Raw genomic sequence first — 20,668 nt, forward strand, 5'->3', positions numbered from 1 at the left:
TCAAATCGGTAAGACGAAATAATGTAAAAAAGTGTTTGACACTCACAATTATCTCGCTAGAATGACCGCCTCTTCAAAGGAAGCCTCGGCAACCTGGCGAAGAACGCTCTTTAACAATATAAACCTATCAATCTGTGTGGGCACTCGTTGATGATAATCGAAAAAGATTTATCAATGAACTGAGTGACCTGAACTAGCAATAGTTCGAATGCTTTTTGATTTCACTTTTTCTTAAAAAGTGAAGACCAAGAAGCGGCACAGTCAATTCATTGTTGTTCTGTTGGAACAACAATAGCTTTAAAATTACTTTTTTACTTTCGAGTAAGAGCAGTTTTGAAGTCAGTATTCATTGAGCCGGTCTTAGGACCAACAAAACTTTAATTGAAGAGTTTGATCATGGCTCAGATTGAACGCTGGCGGCAGGCCTAACACATGCAAGTCGAGCGGCAGCACAGAGGAACTTGTTCCTTGGGTGGCGAGCGGCGGACGGGTGAGTAATGCCTAGGAAATTGCCCTGATGTGGGGGATAACCATTGGAAACGATGGCTAATACCGCATGATGCCTACGGGCCAAAGAGGGGGACCTTCGGGCCTCTCGCGTCAGGATATGCCTAGGTGGGATTAGCTAGTTGGTGAGGTAATGGCTCACCAAGGCGACGATCCCTAGCTGGTCTGAGAGGATGATCAGCCACACTGGAACTGAGACACGGTCCAGACTCCTACGGGAGGCAGCAGTGGGGAATATTGCACAATGGGCGCAAGCCTGATGCAGCCATGCCGCGTGTATGAAGAAGGCCTTCGGGTTGTAAAGTACTTTCAGTCGTGAGGAAGGTGGTGTTGTTAATAGCAGCATCATTTGACGTTAGCGACAGAAGAAGCACCGGCTAACTCCGTGCCAGCAGCCGCGGTAATACGGAGGGTGCGAGCGTTAATCGGAATTACTGGGCGTAAAGCGCATGCAGGTGGTGGATTAAGTCAGATGTGAAAGCCCGGGGCTCAACCTCGGAACCGCATTTGAAACTGGTTCACTAGAGTACTGTAGAGGGGGGTAGAATTTCAGGTGTAGCGGTGAAATGCGTAGAGATCTGAAGGAATACCGGTGGCGAAGGCGGCCCCCTGGACAGATACTGACACTCAGATGCGAAAGCGTGGGGAGCAAACAGGATTAGATACCCTGGTAGTCCACGCCGTAAACGATGTCTACTTGGAGGTTGTGGCCTTGAGCCGTGGCTTTCGGAGCTAACGCGTTAAGTAGACCGCCTGGGGAGTACGGTCGCAAGATTAAAACTCAAATGAATTGACGGGGGCCCGCACAAGCGGTGGAGCATGTGGTTTAATTCGATGCAACGCGAAGAACCTTACCTACTCTTGACATCTACAGAATCCTGCGGAGACGCGGGAGTGCCTTCGGGAACTGTAAGACAGGTGCTGCATGGCTGTCGTCAGCTCGTGTTGTGAAATGTTGGGTTAAGTCCCGCAACGAGCGCAACCCTTATCCTTGTTTGCCAGCGAGTAATGTCGGGAACTCCAGGGAGACTGCCGGTGATAAACCGGAGGAAGGTGGGGACGACGTCAAGTCATCATGGCCCTTACGAGTAGGGCTACACACGTGCTACAATGGCGCATACAGAGGGCAGCAAGCTAGCGATAGTGAGCGAATCCCAAAAAGTGCGTCGTAGTCCGGATTGGAGTCTGCAACTCGACTCCATGAAGTCGGAATCGCTAGTAATCGTAGATCAGAATGCTACGGTGAATACGTTCCCGGGCCTTGTACACACCGCCCGTCACACCATGGGAGTGGGCTGCACCAGAAGTGGTTAGTTTAACCGCACTTTCTTCGGAGAGAGTGGAGGACGATCACCACGGTGTGGTTCATGACTGGGGTGAAGTCGTAACAAGGTAGCGCTAGGGGAACCTGGCGCTGGATCACCTCCTTATACGAAGATTACACTGATGAGTGTCCACACAGATTGATGGTTTATACAGTTTAAGAGATGAGGATGTTGCCAAACATTCTTACTTAGTGTCCCGTTCGTCTAGAGGCCTAGGACACCGCCCTTTCACGGCGGTAACAGGGGTTCGACTCCCCTACGGGATACCACTTCCGTTGTGAAGTAAAGGGGTCGTTAGCTCAGTTGGTAGAGCAGTTGACTTTTAATCAATTGGTCGCAGGTTCGAATCCTGCACGACCCACCATTTCTTCCACAAGAAATGTCAAAAAACATGTGGGCGATTAGCTCAGTTGGGAGAGCACCTGCCTTACAAGCAGGGGGTCACTGGTTCGAACCCGGTATCGCCCACCACTCTCTAAGAATTTTTGGATGCACATTGCCAAACCAGATTAAGTAATTGAACTGGTCGGTCTGTTTGACTCTGAAAGTCATTAGAAAGTGATTTGTTCCGTTAGGAATACCACTCGCTCTTTAACAATTTGGAAAGCTGACTGATAACAACGAACGTGTTTGTTGTTATCAAATAAAAGTTCTCAACATCAATGCGTTTAACGTATTGATACCAAACACATTCAAGTGTTCTTGGGAAAGCTTACTTCGGTAAGTTTTCAAAATTGAGTCCGGCAAAATCAAACGTCTCTCGCTCATTCAAATAATGAGAGACAACCTTGGTGACTTGTCTGCAACACGAAACTTCTTCGGGTTGTATGGTTAAGTGACTAAGCGTACACGGTGGATGCCTTGGCAGTCAGAGGCGATGAAGGACGTAGTAACTTGCGATAAGCGTAGATTAGGCAGTAACAGCCACTTGAGTCTACGATTTCCGAATGGGGAAACCCACGTGCATAAGCACGTATCCTTACCTGAATACATAGGGTAAGGAGGCAAACCGGGGGAACTGAAACATCTAAGTACCCCGAGGAGAAGAAATCAACAGAGATTCCGAAAGTAGCGGCGAGCGAAATTGGACTAGCCCTTAAGCTTTTAATGATGCAGGTGAAGCCTCTGGAAAGTGGCGCAATAAAGGGTGATAGCCCCGTAACTGTTCCATCATTATAAGTGAAATCGAGTAAGGCGGGACACGTGTTATCCTGTCTGAACATGGGGGGACCATCCTCCAAGGCTAAATACTACTGACTGACCGATAGTGAACCAGTACCGTGAGGGAAAGGCGAAAAGAACCCCTGTGAGGGGAGTGAAATAGAACCTGAAACCGTGTACGTACAAGCAGTAGGAGCAGGCATTGTCCTGTGACTGCGTACCTTTTGTATAATGGGTCAGCGACTTATATTCAGTGGCAAGGTTAACCGAATAGGGGAGCCGTAGGGAAACCGAGTCTTAACTGGGCGCTTCAGTCTCTGGATATAGACCCGAAACCGGGTGATCTAGCCATGGGCAGGTTGAAGGTTGAGTAACATCAACTGGAGGACCGAACCGACTAATGTTGAAAAATTAGCGGATGACTTGTGGCTAGGGGTGAAAGGCCAATCAAACTCGGAGATAGCTGGTTCTCCCCGAAAGCTATTTAGGTAGCGCCTCGGACGAATACTACTGGGGGTAGAGCACTGTTAAGGCTAGGGGGTCATCCCGACTTACCAACCCTTTGCAAACTCCGAATACCAGTAAGTACTATCCGGGAGACACACGGCGGGTGCTAACGTCCGTCGTGGAGAGGGAAACAACCCAGACCGCCAGCTAAGGTCCCAAATTACTACTAAGTGGGAAACGATGTGGGAAGGCTCAGACAGCCAGGATGTTGGCTTAGAAGCAGCCATCATTTAAAGAAAGCGTAATAGCTCACTGGTCGAGTCGGCCTGCGCGGAAGATGTAACGGGGCTAAGTAGTAAACCGAAGCTGCGGCAATACAGTTTACTGTATTGGGTAGGGGAGCGTTCTGTAAGCCGTTGAAGGTGTGTTGTAAAGCATGCTGGAGGTATCAGAAGTGCGAATGCTGACATGAGTAACGATAAGGGGGGTGAAAAACCTCCCCGCCGGAAGACCAAGGGTTCCTGTCCAACGTTAATCGGGGCAGGGTAAGTCGACCCCTAAGGCGAGGCTGAAAAGCGTAGTCGATGGGAAACGGGTTAATATTCCCGTACTGCTTATAATTGCGATGGGGGGACGGAGAAGGCTAGGTGGGCCAGGCGACGGTTGTCCTGGTTCAAGTGCGTAGGCTAAGAGACTAGGTAAATCCGGTTTCTTGTTAGGCTGAGACACGACGTCGAGCTGCTACGGCAGTGAAGTCATTGATGCCCTGCTTCCAGGAAAAGCCTCTAAGCTTCAGATTATAAGCAATCGTACCCCAAACCGACACAGGTGGTCGGGTAGAGAATACCAAGGCGCTTGAGAGAACTCGGGTGAAGGAACTAGGCAAAATGGTACCGTAACTTCGGGAGAAGGTACGCTCTTATTGGTGAAGTCCCTTGCGGATGGAGCTGACGAGAGTCGCAGATACCAGGTGGCTGCAACTGTTTATTAAAAACACAGCACTGTGCAAAATCGCAAGATGACGTATACGGTGTGACGCCTGCCCGGTGCCGGAAGGTTAATTGATGGGGTTAGACTTAGGTCGAAGCTCTTGATCGAAGCCCCGGTAAACGGCGGCCGTAACTATAACGGTCCTAAGGTAGCGAAATTCCTTGTCGGGTAAGTTCCGACCTGCACGAATGGCGTAATGATGGCCACGCTGTCTCCACCCGAGACTCAGTGAAATTGAAATCGCTGTGAAGATGCAGTGTACCCGCGGCTAGACGGAAAGACCCCGTGAACCTTTACTACAGCTTGGCACTGAACATTGAACCTACATGTGTAGGATAGGTGGGAGACTTAGAAGCGCAGTCGCTAGATTGCGTGGAGTCGACCTTGAAATACCACCCTTGTCGTTTTGATGTTCTAACGTAGGCCCCTCATCGGGGTTGCGGACAGTGCCTGGTGGGTAGTTTGACTGGGGCGGTCTCCTCCCAAAGAGTAACGGAGGAGCACGAAGGTGGGCTAATCACGGTTGGACATCGTGAGGTTAGTGCAATGGCATAAGCCCGCTTAACTGCGAGAATGACGGTTCGAGCAGGTACGAAAGTAGGTCATAGTGATCCGGTGGTTCTGAATGGAAGGGCCATCGCTCAACGGATAAAAGGTACTCCGGGGATAACAGGCTGATACCGCCCAAGAGTTCATATCGACGGCGGTGTTTGGCACCTCGATGTCGGCTCATCACATCCTGGGGCTGAAGTCGGTCCCAAGGGTATGGCTGTTCGCCATTTAAAGTGGTACGCGAGCTGGGTTTAGAACGTCGTGAGACAGTTCGGTCCCTATCTGCCGTGGGCGTTGGAAGATTGAAGGGGGCTGCTCCTAGTACGAGAGGACCGGAGTGGACGAACCGCTGGTGTTCGGGTTGTCATGCCAATGGCATTGCCCGGTAGCTAAGTTCGGAATTGATAAGCGCTGAAAGCATCTAAGCGCGAAGCGAGCCCTGAGATGAGTCTTCCCTGGCACTTTAAGTGTCCTAAAGGGTTGTTCGAGACTAGAACGTTGATAGGTTGGGTGTGTAAGCGCTGCGAGGCGTTGAGCTAACCAATACTAATTGCCCGTGAGGCTTAACCATACAACACCGAAGGGGTTTTGTGGACTCAATGAAAGAACATTGAATGTGTGAATGAGAATGAAGCAGCTTTCCGAATTAATAAATTTGCTTGGCGACCATAGCGTTGTGGACCCACCTGACTCCATGCCGAACTCAGAAGTGAAACACAACAGCGCCGATGGTAGTGTGGGGTCTCCCCATGTGAGAGTAGGACATCGCCAGGCTTAAATTCCGACTGGTCTCAATGAGACGAGTCACCATAATATTCTCATGAAAACGTGAGAGTTTTATGTTGACTTTCGAAGCGGAAAGCGTATTATACGCGTCCTGCTTAAGTGTTAACGCACTGAAAGCAAAGCTCTTTAACAATATAAACCTATCAATCTGTGTGGGCACTCGTTGATGATAATCGAAAAAGATTTATCAATGAACTGAGTGACCTGAACTAGCAATAGTTCGAATGCTTTTTGATTTCACTTTTTCTTAAAAAGTGAAGACCAAGAAGCGGCACAGTCAATTCATTGTTGTTCTGTTGGAACAACAATAGCTTTAAAATTACTTTTTTACTTTCGAGTAAAAGCAGTTTTGAAGTCAGTATTCATTGAGCCGGTCTTAGGACCAACAAAACTTTAATTGAAGAGTTTGATCATGGCTCAGATTGAACGCTGGCGGCAGGCCTAACACATGCAAGTCGAGCGGCAGCACAGAGGAACTTGTTCCTTGGGTGGCGAGCGGCGGACGGGTGAGTAATGCCTAGGAAATTGCCCTGATGTGGGGGATAACCATTGGAAACGATGGCTAATACCGCATGATGCCTACGGGCCAAAGAGGGGGACCTTCGGGCCTCTCGCGTCAGGATATGCCTAGGTGGGATTAGCTAGTTGGTGAGGTAATGGCTCACCAAGGCGACGATCCCTAGCTGGTCTGAGAGGATGATCAGCCACACTGGAACTGAGACACGGTCCAGACTCCTACGGGAGGCAGCAGTGGGGAATATTGCACAATGGGCGCAAGCCTGATGCAGCCATGCCGCGTGTATGAAGAAGGCCTTCGGGTTGTAAAGTACTTTCAGTCGTGAGGAAGGTGGTGTTGTTAATAGCAGCATCATTTGACGTTAGCGACAGAAGAAGCACCGGCTAACTCCGTGCCAGCAGCCGCGGTAATACGGAGGGTGCGAGCGTTAATCGGAATTACTGGGCGTAAAGCGCATGCAGGTGGTGGATTAAGTCAGATGTGAAAGCCCGGGGCTCAACCTCGGAACCGCATTTGAAACTGGTTCACTAGAGTACTGTAGAGGGGGGTAGAATTTCAGGTGTAGCGGTGAAATGCGTAGAGATCTGAAGGAATACCGGTGGCGAAGGCGGCCCCCTGGACAGATACTGACACTCAGATGCGAAAGCGTGGGGAGCAAACAGGATTAGATACCCTGGTAGTCCACGCCGTAAACGATGTCTACTTGGAGGTTGTGGCCTTGAGCCGTGGCTTTCGGAGCTAACGCGTTAAGTAGACCGCCTGGGGAGTACGGTCGCAAGATTAAAACTCAAATGAATTGACGGGGGCCCGCACAAGCGGTGGAGCATGTGGTTTAATTCGATGCAACGCGAAGAACCTTACCTACTCTTGACATCTACAGAATCCTGCGGAGACGCGGGAGTGCCTTCGGGAACTGTAAGACAGGTGCTGCATGGCTGTCGTCAGCTCGTGTTGTGAAATGTTGGGTTAAGTCCCGCAACGAGCGCAACCCTTATCCTTGTTTGCCAGCGAGTAATGTCGGGAACTCCAGGGAGACTGCCGGTGATAAACCGGAGGAAGGTGGGGACGACGTCAAGTCATCATGGCCCTTACGAGTAGGGCTACACACGTGCTACAATGGCGCATACAGAGGGCAGCAAGCTAGCGATAGTGAGCGAATCCCAAAAAGTGCGTCGTAGTCCGGATTGGAGTCTGCAACTCGACTCCATGAAGTCGGAATCGCTAGTAATCGTAGATCAGAATGCTACGGTGAATACGTTCCCGGGCCTTGTACACACCGCCCGTCACACCATGGGAGTGGGCTGCACCAGAAGTGGTTAGTTTAACCGCACTTTCTTCGGAGAGAGTGGAGGACGATCACCACGGTGTGGTTCATGACTGGGGTGAAGTCGTAACAAGGTAGCGCTAGGGGAACCTGGCGCTGGATCACCTCCTTATACGAAGATTACACTGATGAGTGTCCACACAGATTGATGGTTTATACAGTTTAAGAGACGATGCTGGGTCTGTAGCTCAGGTGGTTAGAGCGTTCGCCTGATAAGCGAGAGGTCGGTGGTTCAAGTCCACTCAGACCCACCAATTCTTCCTCCCAGAAGATTGGCACACAGTATCACACACCTGATGGGGTTATAGCTCAGCTGGGAGAGCGCCTGCCTTGCACGCAGGAGGTCTGCGGTTCGATCCCGCATAGCTCCACCATCTTTAAGCGCACTAGCAATAGTGTTTTTAAAAATGGTTTTCATTAGAAAATCGTGCTCTTTAACAATTTGGAAAGCTGACTGATAACAACGAACGTGTTTGTTGTTATCAAATAAAAGTTCTCAACATCAATGCGTTTAACGTATTGATACCAAACACATTCAAGTGTTCTTGGGAAAGCTTACTGCGGTAAGTTTTCAAAATTGAGTCCGGCAAAATCAAACGTCTCTCGCTCATTCAAATAATGAGAGACAACCTTGGTGACTTGTCTGCAACACGAAACTTCTTCGGGTTGTATGGTTAAGTGACTAAGCGTACACGGTGGATGCCTTGGCAGTCAGAGGCGATGAAGGACGTAGTAACTTGCGATAAGCGTAGATTAGGCAGTAACAGCCACTTGAGTCTACGATTTCCGAATGGGGAAACCCACGTGCATAAGCACGTATCCTTACCTGAATACATAGGGTAAGGAGGCAAACCGGGGGAACTGAAACATCTAAGTACCCCGAGGAGAAGAAATCAACAGAGATTCCGAAAGTAGCGGCGAGCGAAATTGGACTAGCCCTTAAGCTTTTAATGATGCAGGTGAAGCCTCTGGAAAGTGGCGCAATAAAGGGTGATAGCCCCGTAACTGTTCCATCATTATAAGTGAAATCGAGTAAGGCGGGACACGTGTTATCCTGTCTGAACATGGGGGGACCATCCTCCAAGGCTAAATACTACTGACTGACCGATAGTGAACCAGTACCGTGAGGGAAAGGCGAAAAGAACCCCTGTGAGGGGAGTGAAATAGAACCTGAAACCGTGTACGTACAAGCAGTAGGAGCAGGCATTGTCCTGTGACTGCGTACCTTTTGTATAATGGGTCAGCGACTTATATTCAGTGGCAAGGTTAACCGAATAGGGGAGCCGTAGGGAAACCGAGTCTTAACTGGGCGCTTTAGTCTCTGGATATAGACCCGAAACCGGGTGATCTAGCCATGGGCAGGTTGAAGGTTGAGTAACATCAACTGGAGGACCGAACCGACTAATGTTGAAAAATTAGCGGATGACTTGTGGCTAGGGGTGAAAGGCCAATCAAACTCGGAGATAGCTGGTTCTCCCCGAAAGCTATTTAGGTAGCGCCTCGGACGAATACTACTGGGGGTAGAGCACTGTTAAGGCTAGGGGGTCATCCCGACTTACCAACCCTTTGCAAACTCCGAATACCAGTAAGTACTATCCGGGAGACACACGGCGGGTGCTAACGTCCGTCGTGGAGAGGGAAACAACCCAGACCGCCAGCTAAGGTCCCAAATTACTACTAAGTGGGAAACGATGTGGGAAGGCTCAGACAGCCAGGATGTTGGCTTAGAAGCAGCCATCATTTAAAGAAAGCGTAATAGCTCACTGGTCGAGTCGGCCTGCGCGGAAGATGTAACGGGGCTAAGTAGTAAACCGAAGCTGCGGCAATACAGTTTACTGTATTGGGTAGGGGAGCGTTCTGTAAGCCGTTGAAGGTGTGTTGTAAAGCATGCTGGAGGTATCAGAAGTGCGAATGCTGACATGAGTAACGATAAGGGGGGTGAAAAACCTCCCCGCCGGAAGACCAAGGGTTCCTGTCCAACGTTAATCGGGGCAGGGTAAGTCGACCCCTAAGGCGAGGCTGAAAAGCGTAGTCGATGGGAAACGGGTTAATATTCCCGTACTGCTTATAATTGCGATGGGGGGACGGAGAAGGCTAGGTGGGCCAGGCGACGGTTGTCCTGGTTCAAGTGCGTAGGCTAAGAGACTAGGTAAATCCGGTTTCTTGTTAGGCTGAGACACGACGTCGAGCTGCTACGGCAGTGAAGTCATTGATGCCCTGCTTCCAGGAAAAGCCTCTAAGCTTCAGATTATAAGCAATCGTACCCCAAACCGACACAGGTGGTCGGGTAGAGAATACCAAGGCGCTTGAGAGAACTCGGGTGAAGGAACTAGGCAAAATGGTACCGTAACTTCGGGAGAAGGTACGCTCTTATTGGTGAAGTCCCTTGCGGATGGAGCTGACGAGAGTCGCAGATACCAGGTGGCTGCAACTGTTTATTAAAAACACAGCACTGTGCAAAATCGCAAGATGACGTATACGGTGTGACGCCTGCCCGGTGCCGGAAGGTTAATTGATGGGGTTAGACTTAGGTCGAAGCTCTTGATCGAAGCCCCGGTAAACGGCGGCCGTAACTATAACGGTCCTAAGGTAGCGAAATTCCTTGTCGGGTAAGTTCCGACCTGCACGAATGGCGTAATGATGGCCACGCTGTCTCCACCCGAGACTCAGTGAAATTGAAATCGCTGTGAAGATGCAGTGTACCCGCGGCTAGACGGAAAGACCCCGTGAACCTTTACTACAGCTTGGCACTGAACATTGAACCTACATGTGTAGGATAGGTGGGAGACTTAGAAGCGCAGTCGCTAGATTGCGTGGAGTCGACCTTGAAATACCACCCTTGTCGTTTTGATGTTCTAACGTAGGCCCCTCATCGGGGTTGCGGACAGTGCCTGGTGGGTAGTTTGACTGGGGCGGTCTCCTCCCAAAGAGTAACGGAGGAGCACGAAGGTGGGCTAATCACGGTTGGACATCGTGAGGTTAGTGCAATGGCATAAGCCCGCTTAACTGCGAGAATGACGGTTCGAGCAGGTACGAAAGTAGGTCATAGTGATCCGGTGGTTCTGAATGGAAGGGCCATCGCTCAACGGATAAAAGGTACTCCGGGGATAACAGGCTGATACCGCCCAAGAGTTCATATCGACGGCGGTGTTTGGCACCTCGATGTCGGCTCATCACATCCTGGGGCTGAAGTCGGTCCCAAGGGTATGGCTGTTCGCCATTTAAAGTGGTACGCGAGCTGGGTTTAGAACGTCGTGAGACAGTTCGGTCCCTATCTGCCGTGGGCGTTGGAAGATTGAAGGGGGCTGCTCCTAGTACGAGAGGACCGGAGTGGACGAACCGCTGGTGTTCGGGTTGTCATGCCAATGGCATTGCCCGGTAGCTAAGTTCGGAATTGATAAGCGCTGAAAGCATCTAAGCGCGAAGCGAGCCCTGAGATGAGTCTTCCCTGGCACTTTAAGTGTCCTAAAGGGTTGTTCGAGACTAGAACGTTGATAGGTTGGGTGTGTAAGCGCTGCGAGGCGTTGAGCTAACCAATACTAATTGCCCGTGAGGCTTAACCATACAACACCGAAGGGGTTTTGTGGGCTCAATTTAAGAACATTGAATGTGTGAATGAGAATGAAACAGCTTTCCGAATTAAGAAATTTGCTTGGCGACCATAGCGTTGTGGACCCACCTGACTCCATGCCGAACTCAGAAGTGAAACACAACAGCGCCGATGGTAGTGTGGGGTCTCCCCATGTGAGAGTAGGACATCGCCAGGCTTTGACTTGTTGTTTTTAGATTTTTTTTAAAAATCTAAAGGCAAAAAAAGTAGACGAAAAGTCTAACCAGACACGCTGCGGAGCGGTAGTTCAGTTGGTTAGAATACCGGCCTGTCACGCCGGGGGTCGCGGGTTCGAGTCCCGTCCGCTCCGCCACTTATTAAGAAGCCCTGCTAGTAATAGCAGGGCTTTTTTCATTTGAGCAAAGTAGCATTTTATTTTTTATCACTTTCAGTGCGGTAGTGGTCAATCTATCTTGATTCTTTTCGGTCTTAGGTATAAAAAAGCCGATGTATTAAACATCGGCTAGAGAGACATGGTTCAGGAGATTTAGCTACGCAAAGCGGCTTTAGCTGACAGTGCTTTTTTATCTGAGTCTGAAAGAAAGGCTAATTCTAATCCGTTAATTTGCGCTTGTCTGATCTGCTCTTGAGAAAGACCCGCTTGAGGTGCTGCAACTTCATATTCATATGGAAGTTCAATACCTTCAACCGCTGGGTCATCAGTATTTAAACAAGCAAGTATCCCATGCTCTAAAAACTGTTTTATAGGATGATGAGCAAGAGAGTTTACTGTGCTCGTTTGGAAGTTTGACGTTAGGCAAGACTCAATTCCAATACGATGTTTGGCAAGATAATCCATTAGCTTAGAGTCATGGACGGCTTTTACTCCGTGTCCAATACGTTCTGCACCTAGCTCTTTAATTGCCTGCCACATACTCTCTGAGCCTGCAGCTTCGCCAGCGTGTACTGTAACTCTTAGCCCTGCATCTCGTACTTGTTTAAAGTGAGAAATAAATCGCTCGCCCGGCTGCCCAAGTTCATCGCCCGCCAAGTCGACTGCAACAATGTGCTGCTTTTGTGTCAAAATGGCGTCTAGCTCCTGCTGACAAGCATCGGTGCCAAAAGTGCGGCTCATAATCCCTATTAGGTTGGCCTGAATACCAAAGTCTCGAACGCCCGCTTGTATCCCATCAATTACCGCTTCAACAACGCCAGCGATAGGTAGTTGATGTTTCATCGCCATATAGTAAGGAGAGAATCTCAGCTCGGCATAATCAATTTGAGCATTTAAGGCATCTTCGACATTTTCGTAGGCGACTCTTCGGCAAGCATCGAGATCACCCAATACGGCAACTCCCCAATCAAGTTTTGATAAAAAGGCGACCAATGATGGTTCTGCTTCGACGATTTGTACATGAGGTGTGAGTTCTTCTATGTTGCCAGCTGGCAGCGCTACACCAAATCGTTGCCCTAGTTCTAAGATAGTTTTGGTTCGAATGTTGCCGTCAAGATGGCGATGCAAATCAGTAAGCGGTAGATTTTTAGTTATCATTATGTTTTTCCGAAAGTGTGTATGGCATCAAGTATAAAAATCAATGTGGCCAGTGTCAGCTAGCAAAGAGTATTAAATCACCCAATTCTGTTTATTTGGCTTTTATGTTTACCATATCTGTTGACCATTCGTTAAAAGGGATGGCTTTACTAAACAGAAAGCCTTGCCCCTGAGTGCAGTTAAGCATGGTTAGGAGATGGACTTGCTCTTTGGTTTCAATACCTTCTGCTACAATTTCGACATTAAACCCACGAGTCATGTTGATGATTGCCGCAACGACTGAGCTACTGAGATTTGTCTGTTCGAGCTGCGATACAAACGCCCTGTCTATTTTTAGACAATCGAATGGAAGTTGATGTAAATAAGAAAGGGAGCTGTATCCGGTACCAAAATCATCTATCGCGATATGGATGCCCAGCTCTTTGAGTTTGTTCATGTTTGCTAAAATAACTGGGTCGTTATCAACAATTCTTGATTCTGTGATCTCTAAAGCGAGATTATTGGGTTCAAGCCCCGTTCTTTCCAAAGTCGCTATGAGTTCATGAACAAACTGAGGTTGAGATAGCTGGTTCACTGAGAGGTTGACGTGCATTTTAAACGTCGATCCCCATTTACCCATCTTGATGCCTTGCATCGTGTCGAAACACGCTTGATACAAGATTTGCTCACCAATCAGGCCAATAAAGCCGCTTTCTTCCGCGATAGGAATGAATGCCAAGGGGGGAATGATATCACCGCTTGGTGTTACCCAACGCGCCAAAGCTTCTGCTCCTATGATATTTCCCGTTGATAAATCTACAATCGGTTGATAATACGGAACATACTCTTGGTTCTCAATGGCAAGCTTAATTTGAGTGAGCATTTGCGTGCGCTTACGAGAAACATCGTCCATTTCTGGAGAGTAATAGCAGATTCTTGAACGATCTTGTTTGGCGTGGCTGAGCGCGATGCTACCATGACGTAACCATAGCGTCATAGTATTGAGTGTGTCACTAGGGAGTACTATGCCAATAGAGGCATTGACGACCACTTTTTCATTGTGCATCGAAAATGGAACGGCAAACATTTGTAATATACTGTTAGCCGCGGATTGGGCTTCATTCTTTTGCTGTAAAGAGGGGATGTAAATAGCGAATTCATCACCACCTGTACGGGCAATACATGAGGTGCTTGCAAATAGTGTGCGTAATTTTTCAGCAATAATTTGTAATAGTAGGTCACCTTGCTGATGCCCCAAGCTGTCATTAATATCTCTGAATTTATCGATGCCGATAAGCAGTAGGCTGCCATTCAGTTGATTTAATTGACTAGAGTTATCAATTAAACCTTCACGGCTATAGAGCTTGGTTAGGGAATCGTAGATCAATTGGGAATGCAGTGCTTTAAATGAGGCTTTTAGGTTATTGGCCATTTCATTGAATGAATAAACCAGCAAACTCGTCTCATAAATATTGCCAGCTTTCGGCATGTTACTTTCCCAATCCCCTTTTGCTAGATGCTGAGCAGCAGCAGCGGTAGCGGTAATTGGAGTGGTGATTCGATTAAAGGCAATGAGTCCTATGCCGATGCCGATAAGGCTGACAATGCCGCCAATAATCCAACTGTTTTGTTGGTTTTCTGGCAATTGACCAAGTAGATCGGTTTCTGAAATCGAGATGCCAATAAACCACTCGATACCATGTTTATCTTTAAAGGAAGTGAGATGATTAAAATAGCGGGTGCCATCAACTACCGTTTCGAATTTGTTGAGTGTTGCTGACAGCATTGTTTCATGGCTATCAATATAATGTGCACTGGCTTGGATTACTGGGTTGGCATTTTCGATGGCCAGTAGTCGTTCTCCTTTTGGTGATAGTACTGTCCCCCAAGAGACAACTGTGCTGGTATTGGAGTGAGCCACCAACCTTTTTTCTGGATCAATAATATACACGTTGGCATTAGTTTTCTGTTGCAGTGAGGCCAGAAACGCATTGAACGTATCGATTTTCACATCAGTCACCAAAACACCGATGAATTTGCTCGTAGAGAAAACGGGTGCTAAAGCAGAGAGTGTGATCTCTTGGCGTTCATCAACATTAGTGTAGATTGGCGACCAACTTGGGCTTAAACTTTGTGCAACTGGAGTATACCAGGGGCGAGTTCTTGGATCATAATCGGCAATGGTGGAGCGAATATCTTGATTGATGGTTTTCCCTGAGTAGATCACCAAGTTTTGCTGAGTTCGATTATCTTTCACCATTAAGGTAAAACTATCGCCAATCTCTTTGCGAAAGCCCACGTACTCTCCCTGAGCGCCACCAAATCCGATCGCATCAATTTGTTCTAGCGATCGGTAAAGCGTCTCAAAACTGGTAAGTAGGTATCCTTCTATCTTACTGACATCACCCGCGGAATAGAACTGACTAAAGCCAATGGTATGACTTAAGGCGAGGCTGGCTTGAAAGGGTTCATCGAGAAAACTGATCAGTCGCTGCTCTACATTGGCATTTAATGATGAAAGCTGTTTGCTGCTAATGTCATCAACCATCTCTTCATAACTGTATTTTTGTACACCCACAATCACTCCAATCGTTATGAGGAAAATCATAACAAATGGTAGAACAACGGCTGTTTTCAACGTTATTTGATTCGTAAATGACATGTCGTGTCTTCTGCATCCATACAAAATATCGGTAAAACACGCAAGGTGGTGGGTGATTGCATTGTGCCAGAAAGTGAATCACTACACCTGATCATTAAAAAATTATCAGTAAAGTTCTTTTAACTTCCTTGTCAACGTATTGCGCCCCCACCCAAGCACCTTAGCTGCGTCTTGTTTGTGACCATTGGTATGATGAAGTGCTGCTTCCAGAAGTATACGTTCAAATTCAGGAAGTGCATAAGAAAGCAGCTCTGTTTCTCCTGAAGCTAATGAAGATTTAGCCCAACTTGCGAGTTGTTGTTGCCAACTTATAGCACTATCAAAGTCACTATTTTTCTTTTCCGACAATAATTCGGAAGGAAGATCACTGGGTAGCACCTCGCTGCCACTGGCCATTACCGTCAACCAACGGCACATATTTTCAAGTTGTCGTACGTTTCCCGGCCATTCAAGACGATTCAAAATTTCAATGCTTTTAGGATGTAGTGTTTTCATTTCTACGCCTAATTCTTTTGCTGCAGAGGCGAGAAAGTGCTTAGTCAGTTTTTCTATATCTTGGCTTCGCTCACGCAGCGCTGGGATATGGATACGAATGACATTGAGGCGGTGGAAAAGATCGTCACGAAACTTTCCTTGATGAACGAGCTTTTCTAAGTTTTGGTGAGTGGCGGCGACAATGCGGACATCCACTTTGATTGCTGAATGCCCTCCTACGCGGTAAAACTGACCATCGGCTAAAACACGCAGTAGCCGAGTTTGAATGTCGAGCGGCATATCGCCAATTTCATCTAAGAACAGGGTGCCCCCATTAGCCTGCTCAAAACGCCCTTGGCGGATACTATTTGCGCCAGTGAATGCACCTTTCTCATGGCCAAACAGTTCAGACTCGATGAGATCTTTTGGAATTGCGGCCATATTGAGTGCAATAAACGGTTTTTGGGCGCGTGGGCTATGGCGATGAAGCGCGTGAGCGACTAACTCTTTTCCGGTTCCTGATTCACCATTGATCAAGACTGAGATTGAGGAACGTGATAAACGGCCAATCGCCCGAAATACCTCTTGCATTGAAGGGGCTTCTCCAATGATTTCCGGTGTACTATCAACGCCAGTCTGTTGATTGGATTGTTCTTTGCGCTGCTCCTGACTATGCGCAATGGCACGTTCAACCAAGGTGAGGGTTTCATCGACATCAAAAGGTTTAGGCAGATACTCAAAGGCACCTTTTTGATAGGCATTCACCGCCGCATCAAGATCTGAGTGGGCAGTCATGATGATGACGGGCAACTCAGGAGATCGTGAATGAACTTGGTTTAGCAGCTCAATACCATTCATGCCCGGCATGCGAATATCGGAAACGAGCACATCGGGCGTTTCTCTTTCTAGCGCCAGTAACACACTTTCGGCATCGGAAAACGTTTCGCATTTTATGTTGGCTGATGAGAGCGTTTTTTCCATCACCCAGCGGATCGAGCTATCATCGTCCACCACCCAAACGTATCCTTTACTCATAATGTTTATTCCTTAGCAGCAAACCCAATCTGACATCGGTCAAATGGGTAAATAAATAGTAAATGTGGTTCGACCTGGCCAGCTTTCAACATCGATTTTTCCATTGTGCTGATCGATCAGGTTCTGTGAGATAGAAAGCCCCAGCCCTGTACCACCTTCACGGCCGCTGACCATGGGGTAAAACAGCGTGTCTTGTAATTCGATAGGAATACCTGGGCCGTTATCGCTGATTTCGATGCGTGCCACTAACTTATGGCGCTGTCCGTGAATATTGGCTTGGTGCACTGTTCTGGTGCGAAGTGTGATTTTACCATGCGGATCATGAGATAAAATCTGTGCCGCATTGCTGACGATATTCAGTAATGCCTGCTCGATTTGATCGGTATCCATCAAAATATCGGGCAAGCTGGGGTCATAATCTCGTTCAATCACCAAATGTGTGCTGGCTTCTAACTCAACCAATTGACGGACTTTTTCCAAAATTACATGGAGATTTTCAGAGCACTTCTTGCCCGGTTTTTGTGGGCCGAGTAAACGGTCAACGAGCGCGCGCAGTCGATCGGCTTGTTCAATAATAATTTGGGTGTACTCAGTGAGACTGTGATCCGGCAACATCTTTTCTAACAGTTGCGCTGCGCCGCGTAGCCCACCTAATGGATTTTTAATTTCATGCGCCAGCCCGCGAACTAAGAGTTTTGCCGCTTGCTGTTGCGCGTGCTGATTGAGCTCTTGTGTTAACCGTCGTTGTTGGCCAATTTTGCGCATTTCGACCAAAAGCATCAGCTCGCGTTGCCAAGATATAGGGCTCACGGTCACTTCCAGCATCAGTGGCTTACCATCGACCACAAACGTAACATCGCTATCAGTAATACTTTGGCCACTTTGCAACGGCTGAGAAAGCAGCGCTAAATCTAGCGAAGCGTGCTGGATGAGTTTTGACAGTGGTTGGTTGATAATTCGCTTAGCACTTTGAGAGAAGAGTTGTTCAGCCGCTGGATTGGCATAACGAATACAAAGAGACTCATCGAGCATCAAGGTAGCGGTAACGATATTATTTAAAATCGTTTGGCTTAGCTCACAATTCACATTTTCATCCTTGTCCGTGTTCCCAAATGATGCGATGCACAACTTTGGTGCATCGCATGGCTAAGTATGGCGCATCGGTGTCAGAAGAAAAAGTGAAACCTGTTGTTATATCGAGCTTATTGGCGAAGAGTTCATCACTTGATGCTGGCTCGATGTAAATGCACCGTCACAGGGTTAGACGATGCAATAATCTTGCCGTTTACAACTACTTGAATTAAAAAGCGATGCGTTCCTCTGTCTAGATTTTTCAGCGTCCAAGTAGGTTGAGTGGTGGGGGCGCCATAGGCCTTGTCATTCATGACCAATTGCAACTGTTCATTGACGGTTAAGTTGCGATTGAGCTCGGCGTTGATTGAAATAACGCCCGCATTGCTGCGTAAGGTTTCATCCTCAGCCGGAGAGTGAATTGCAATGGTCAGCGGTTCCATTTTGTTGATATTGGTTGCGGATTTTTCCAGTGGCAGCTCTTTGGTGAGGTTAGTGACGGGGTGAGAGGTTTCAAAGGTTGGCTCAGGCGCATCGGCCTGAAAATCAGGAATCGAAATTTGCTTTGCTCCCTTATCTTGTGGGACATCGCTAAGATGCAACACGCCGTTCGCATCCACCCACGTATAGACGTTTTGTGCAATTGAAGTCGCGGAATAAAGCATGATGATTGTTAGGAGTAAAGTTCGGATCAGATTCACAGTCATCCCCCTATATAGAGATGTTTTCACGTTAAGGGTATCGGCTTTTGAGTGCCGTTATTGTTGTAACGCTAATGTTACGACGTCCGGAATTAACCCCAAATATGAAAAAGGCTCACCTGCGAGGCGAGCCTAATAAATCCGTAACCTAAGTTACATTTTGTACTAAAGCTAAGAATTATACCGAGTAGTACAATTCAAATTCTAGTGGGTGAACGGCCATGTTGACGCGTTCTACATCTTTTGCTTTTAGCGTGATGTATGAGTTGATGAAATCATCAGAGAATACGCCGCCAGCGGTCAGGAATTCGCGATCTTCATCCAGTGCTTTCAGTGCCACTTCAAGTGACTCGGCTACTTTTGGAATCTCAGCGGCTTCTTCTGCTGGTAGGTCGTACAAATCTTTATCCATCGCCTCTCCTGGATGGATTTTGTTCTTGATACCATCAAGACCAGCCATAAGAAGAGCGGCAAACGCTAGGTATGGGTTCGCTGCTGGATCTGGGAAACGAGCTTCGATACGACGTGCTTTCGGGCTTGGTACCACTGGAATACGGATAGACGCAGAACGGTTACGAGCCGAGTAAGCTAGCATTACCGGTGCTTCAAACCCAGGGACAAGGCGCTTGTACGAGTTTGTTGATGGGTTAGCAAATGCGTTGATGGCACGCGCGTGCTTGATGATACCGCCAATGTAGTAAAGCGCTAAGTCAGATAGACCGCCGTACTTGTCACCAGCAAATAGGTTTACACCATCTTTTGCAAGAGATTGGTGAACGTGCATTCCTGAACCGTTGTCGCCAACAAGAGGCTTAGGCATGAAGGTTGCTGTTTTACCAAAGGCGTGCGCAACGTTGTGCACCACGTATTTGTAGATTTGGATCTCATCGGCTTTCGTGGTTAGCGTATTAAAGCGAGTGGCGATTTCGTTTTGACCTGCGGTCGCTACTTCATGGTGGTGAGCTTCAACGACGAGGCCCATCTCCTCCATGATCAAACACATGGCTGAACGGATGTCTTGTGATGAGTCAACCGGTGCAACAGGGAAATAACCCCCTTTCACACCAGGGCGGTGACCTTTGTTACCACCTTCAATTTCAGCGCCAGTGTTCCAAGCCGCTTCGATATCATCAATTTTGAATGAGGCACCAGACATATTGTTGGTGTATTTCACGTCATCAAAAAGGAAGAACTCTGGCTCTGGACCGACAAGAACGGTGTCTGCGATCCCTGTTGAACGCATGTAATCTTCTGCGCGTTTTGCGATAGAGCGTGGGTCACGATCGTAGCCTTGCATGGTTGCAGGCTCTAGAATGTCACAACGAATGTTAAGTGTTGCGTCTTCTGTGAACGGGTCAAGAACTGCACTTGATGCATCAGGCATCATCACCATGTCAGACTCATTGATTCCTTTCCAGCCAGCAACGGATGAACCATCGAACATCTTACCTTCTTCGAAGAAGTCTGCGTCGACTTGATGAGCAGGAATAGAGATATGTTGCTCTTTGCCTTTCGTGTCGGTAAAGCGCAGGTCAACAAACTTAACTTCGTTTTCTTGGATCAGCGATAGAACGTTTTCTACTGACATCTTGGATAACCTCCAGTGTTATTAAAGCGGTAATGGCCCGAATCGAATTGAAACTAGCATTGATTAATTTCATTCTAAACTTATTAATCGATGCTGTTTCTAACAAAGCTAAATTCGTGCCAATTAAATTAATCCTTTAATTTCAAGTGCTTTGGTTGTTCTTTGTCGAATTTAAATGCTTCTCTGCACCAAAAGGATCCTTGTTTGCACTATTTTGGTGCCTTGAGTTTTATGTTGCACCATTAACTACCAAAGCGCACACTATTCAGCCTAGGTTTACTAGGCTTGTCAATGCTGATTTAGTCCATTTTGATGCAATTTGTTTTAAAGCAAGTAGCGGACTAAGCTTGTGGTGAGCGAAAATCAGCGCGATAGATCACATATTTCTAGGTTTTTCGCCAAAATCTGGTACATTATTGACCGTTTTTTTAATCAAGTTCTATGCTC

Annotated in this window: 6 protein-coding genes, 6 tRNA genes and 6 rRNA genes; 12 read left to right on the forward strand and 6 right to left on the reverse strand. The window is 47.7% G+C overall.

What is annotated here, in order from left to right; all coding sequences use genetic code 11:
* Window positions 1-378 precede the first annotated feature (378 nt).
* From CCZ37_RS00235 to CCZ37_RS00295, 12 genes are all read left to right on the forward strand, one after another.
* Window positions 379-1,937 (forward strand): 16S ribosomal RNA (locus CCZ37_RS00235).
* A gap of 88 nt (window positions 1,938-2,025) precedes the next feature.
* Window positions 2,026-2,101 (forward strand) — tRNA-Glu (locus CCZ37_RS00240).
* A 19-nt stretch (window positions 2,102-2,120) separates the two neighbouring features.
* Window positions 2,121-2,196: transfer RNA gene (locus CCZ37_RS00245), tRNA-Lys, on the forward strand.
* A gap of 31 nt (window positions 2,197-2,227) precedes the next feature.
* Window positions 2,228-2,303: transfer RNA gene (locus CCZ37_RS00250), tRNA-Val, on the forward strand.
* Between the two features lie 358 nt (window positions 2,304-2,661).
* Window positions 2,662-5,553: ribosomal RNA gene (locus CCZ37_RS00255) — 23S ribosomal RNA — on the forward strand.
* A gap of 87 nt (window positions 5,554-5,640) precedes the next feature.
* Window positions 5,641-5,756, forward strand: a 5S ribosomal RNA gene (gene rrf / locus CCZ37_RS00260).
* 406 nt (window positions 5,757-6,162) lie between these two features.
* A 16S ribosomal RNA gene (locus tag CCZ37_RS00270) occupies window positions 6,163-7,721 on the forward strand.
* A 65-nt stretch (window positions 7,722-7,786) separates the two neighbouring features.
* Window positions 7,787-7,863 (forward strand) — tRNA-Ile (locus tag CCZ37_RS00275).
* A 44-nt stretch (window positions 7,864-7,907) separates the two neighbouring features.
* Window positions 7,908-7,983: transfer RNA gene (locus CCZ37_RS00280), tRNA-Ala, on the forward strand.
* A gap of 298 nt (window positions 7,984-8,281) precedes the next feature.
* A 23S ribosomal RNA gene (locus CCZ37_RS00285) occupies window positions 8,282-11,173 on the forward strand.
* A gap of 87 nt (window positions 11,174-11,260) precedes the next feature.
* Window positions 11,261-11,376, forward strand: a 5S ribosomal RNA gene (gene rrf, locus CCZ37_RS00290).
* The 16S, 23S and 5S rRNA genes sit together here with 6 tRNA genes alongside, the layout of an rRNA operon.
* A 79-nt stretch (window positions 11,377-11,455) precedes the next feature.
* Window positions 11,456-11,532: transfer RNA gene (locus CCZ37_RS00295), tRNA-Asp, on the forward strand.
* A gap of 174 nt (window positions 11,533-11,706) precedes the next feature.
* On the opposite strand, the gene add is transcribed toward CCZ37_RS00295, so the two are convergent.
* The 6 genes from add to glnA all read right to left on the reverse strand — a co-directional run bounded on the left by add (window position 11,707) and on the right by glnA (window position 20,221).
* Complete coding sequence (add, locus tag CCZ37_RS00300; protein ID WP_094499477.1) at window positions 11,707-12,711, reverse strand: adenosine deaminase; 1,005 nt, start codon at window positions 12,709-12,711, stop codon at window positions 11,707-11,709.
* 91 nt (window positions 12,712-12,802) lie between these two features.
* A complete protein-coding gene (gene gepA, locus CCZ37_RS00305; protein ID WP_479688295.1) occupies window positions 12,803-15,352 on the reverse strand; it encodes a phosphodiesterase GepA in 2,550 nt (849 codons plus the stop codon).
* A 105-nt stretch (window positions 15,353-15,457) separates the two neighbouring features.
* Entirely contained in the window at window positions 15,458-16,861 is a 1,404-nt protein-coding gene (gene glnG, locus CCZ37_RS00310; protein ID WP_010319739.1) for a nitrogen regulation protein NR(I), read from the reverse strand.
* A gap of 39 nt (window positions 16,862-16,900) precedes the next feature.
* The gene (glnL, locus tag CCZ37_RS00315) at window positions 16,901-17,947 is read right to left on the reverse strand and encodes a nitrogen regulation protein NR(II) (protein ID WP_094499479.1); all 1,047 of its coding nucleotides are present in this window, start codon (window positions 17,945-17,947) and stop codon (window positions 16,901-16,903) included.
* A 134-nt stretch (window positions 17,948-18,081) separates the two neighbouring features.
* On the reverse strand, window positions 18,082-18,639 hold the full coding sequence (locus CCZ37_RS00320) for a DUF4124 domain-containing protein (protein WP_244187273.1): 558 nt from the start codon (window positions 18,637-18,639) through the stop codon (window positions 18,082-18,084).
* 172 nt (window positions 18,640-18,811) lie between these two features.
* Window positions 18,812-20,221: a glutamate--ammonia ligase gene (gene glnA / locus CCZ37_RS00325; protein ID WP_017043509.1), complete on the reverse strand. Its 1,410-nt coding sequence runs from the start codon at window positions 20,219-20,221 to the stop codon at window positions 18,812-18,814.
* Window positions 20,222-20,668 lie beyond the last annotated feature (447 nt).

It is taken from the genome of Vibrio qinghaiensis, from assembly GCF_002257545.1.
Classification (GTDB): domain Bacteria; phylum Pseudomonadota; class Gammaproteobacteria; order Enterobacterales; family Vibrionaceae; genus Vibrio; species Vibrio ordalii.